Genomic DNA, 2,241 nt, shown 5'->3' with positions numbered 1-2,241 from the left:
ATTAGCACAATTGGCTAATTTTTGTTAATTTACCAAGTCTATTAAAATCGGTGGACTTTTTTTTATTTGGTTGGTTAAAGTGTTGTGAGCTATTATTTAATCAGTTTTTCTTGCCATTCTATAAAAGAGGAAATCATGAGCTTAATTAATTGGTTGTTTATCTTGTTCGATCTGCTTAGTGTTTTGGGTTTGGCCATCTTTTTTTATGTCCTTTGGAGTCGATGGGTACTTAAAGGTCAGGTGTTTCTTTCACCTCAAGAAGCTGCAAAGCTTCGTGAGGCGCTTTTGCTAGAAACCCGTAAGCGAGAAGAGTTAGAAAGGGAGGTCAAGCGCCTTTATGCCCAGGTTGATTTGCTTACCAATCTACTACACCAGTTAAACGCTGGCCATCAAGATAAAATTCAGGTGGTTAGGAATGGGAAGTCGTTAGATCGTGCTTTTGTTTCTAATGCCCCTATGAATGTGGTTGGTGTGTGGCCACAAAACGTTAAAGCTGCCCCTCTTGATTTAGAGAGAGATTTTTCTAATTTCATCAATAGTGGCGGGCATTGGAATTATCGTGCTCTTAAGGGCCATGTGCCATTTAGCCAACTGATTAAAGAGTTTCGCCGTATGGTGCGTTCTGATAGGACGATTGCTATTTTTTATGCGGCTTGTCATGGCGATGATCGAGGGTTGCTTTTTTCAGACGGGTGGGCGGAGCCGAGAAAGCTGGCTGACTTAATGGTGCTTGGCCAAGTTAAGTTAGTTATTCTTGCGAGTTGCAAAACCAACCGGGTAGCTGATGCTATGCGCAGAGCTGGGGTGCCAGCAGTCATTTACATGTCCAATAAAATTTTAGATAAAGATGCTATTACTTTGTCTGGATCCATTATTGCTGGATTGGCTGACGGGCTTTCACTCGAAAAGGCGGTCGCCTTTGCTAAATCTGAAGTCCGTGACAAAGCTGTTGCACATGCTATTTTACGCTTAACAACTGGGCACGATTTTAGTGACTTGACAAAATCTAACTAATCAATAAAATTCGGGCTTAATTAGAACATTTGTTCTATTTTTTTCGGTTTTACATTTCTATCCATAAAGCTATATTTGGAGAAAACCATGCCTGATCAAATAGCATTTGATACAGATCAATCATACGTAATCGAAATTGCGGCGATGCAACAATTGGTATCACAACCTATTGTCAATGTTTTTCATATTGCGGTATCAAACGATTACGGCTTTATGACCGCTGCCGGATCTGCCGCAAATATCATGATTGACTCTTGGAAAACTTTAGCCGTTCACCTGTCTAAAAGTTGGCGACTTGTTGGATTCACCTGTCGTATCGCTAATTCCCCTGGTCATCGTAATATAGCCTTATCAATAGGCGAGCATGTAGTAGGGACAAGCGGTAGTGCCCTTTTGCCTCGTAGAAGTACTGGCATTGTTTCTTTTCAAACTGGAAAAGATAAACCAAGAGGCAGCCGTAAGTTTTTATCAGGATTTACCGAGGCTGGCAACGAACGAGAGGGGCAACCTACCATAGCGGTTGTTCAAACCATGCAAGCATGGGGTGATAGGTTTATTCACCATAACACAGGCAAATTAGGAGGAGCCGGGGACGAGTTAAATTTTGTCTTTTGTGCTGTTCGCCGAGGCGATGTTCTGTTATCTACATTCCCCTCTTTTGGAAACATAGACGGCTCTGTAAATCTAGTTACTCACTGGGAACCTTGGTTAGGCGGGATTGCCAGAAACCAGTGGAAAAGCTTAAGGCGAAGAGGTTAAGATAATATGGACATCAGTAAACGTTCTTACAGAGCCATTGTAACAAAGGTCTTGGATGGTGACACTTTCGACGCCTTTGTTGATTTAGGTCTTGGGGTGTCTATAGAAAAAAGGGTTCGTATCTTAAGCATTGACACCCCAGAGCTTGGAGAGGAGCATCATCAAGAAGCAGTAGAGGCAACCAAAGTCTTGCGCGACTTACTAAGAGTCGGTCAAGTCATCATTACAACCGATGATGATAAGCATGACCAGTATGGGCGAGTATTAGCACGAGTCTTGGTCTTACAAGATGGGGGCTTGATTGATGTTGGCCAGTTGTTGATACAAAAAGGGTTAGCTAGACCTTGGTACTGAGAATTCGCCATCAACGCCCTCTTTGCCGCTTAAAACCCTCTTACACTAGTTCACCCCAAATAAACCTATCACGAGGCCAGCCGCGCCTCACAGAGCAAATAAAAAACGCCACCC

3 protein-coding genes are annotated in these 2,241 nt (G+C 42.8%); all 3 read left to right on the top strand.

Translation table 11 applies throughout. The annotated features are described in order from the left end of the window. Positions 1-135 precede the first annotated feature (135 nt). The 3 genes from ACRBG0_RS28745 to ACRBG0_RS28735 all read left to right on the top strand — a co-directional run bounded on the left by ACRBG0_RS28745 (position 136) and on the right by ACRBG0_RS28735 (position 2,127). Positions 136-1,014: a hypothetical protein gene (locus tag ACRBG0_RS28745; protein WP_431490262.1), complete on the top strand. Its 879-nt coding sequence runs from the start codon at positions 136-138 to the stop codon at positions 1,012-1,014. An 87-nt stretch (positions 1,015-1,101) separates the two neighbouring features. Further along, positions 1,102-1,773 carry a hypothetical protein gene (locus ACRBG0_RS28740; protein WP_431490261.1) on the top strand — a complete coding sequence of 224 codons (672 nt, stop codon included), beginning with the start codon at positions 1,102-1,104 and terminating at the stop codon, positions 1,771-1,773. Positions 1,774-1,779: 6 nt separating this feature from the next. Then, positions 1,780-2,127, top strand: coding sequence for a thermonuclease family protein (locus tag ACRBG0_RS28735; RefSeq protein WP_431490260.1), 348 nt, complete (start codon positions 1,780-1,782; stop codon positions 2,125-2,127). The last annotated feature ends 114 nt before the right edge of the window (positions 2,128-2,241 follow it).

This window comes from Lewinella sp. (assembly GCF_050633125.1).
Classification (GTDB): domain Bacteria; phylum Bacteroidota; class Bacteroidia; order Chitinophagales; family Saprospiraceae; genus Lewinella.
The sequence above is the reverse complement of the archived record's forward strand: the minus strand, read 5'-3'. Positions and strand labels throughout refer to the sequence as shown.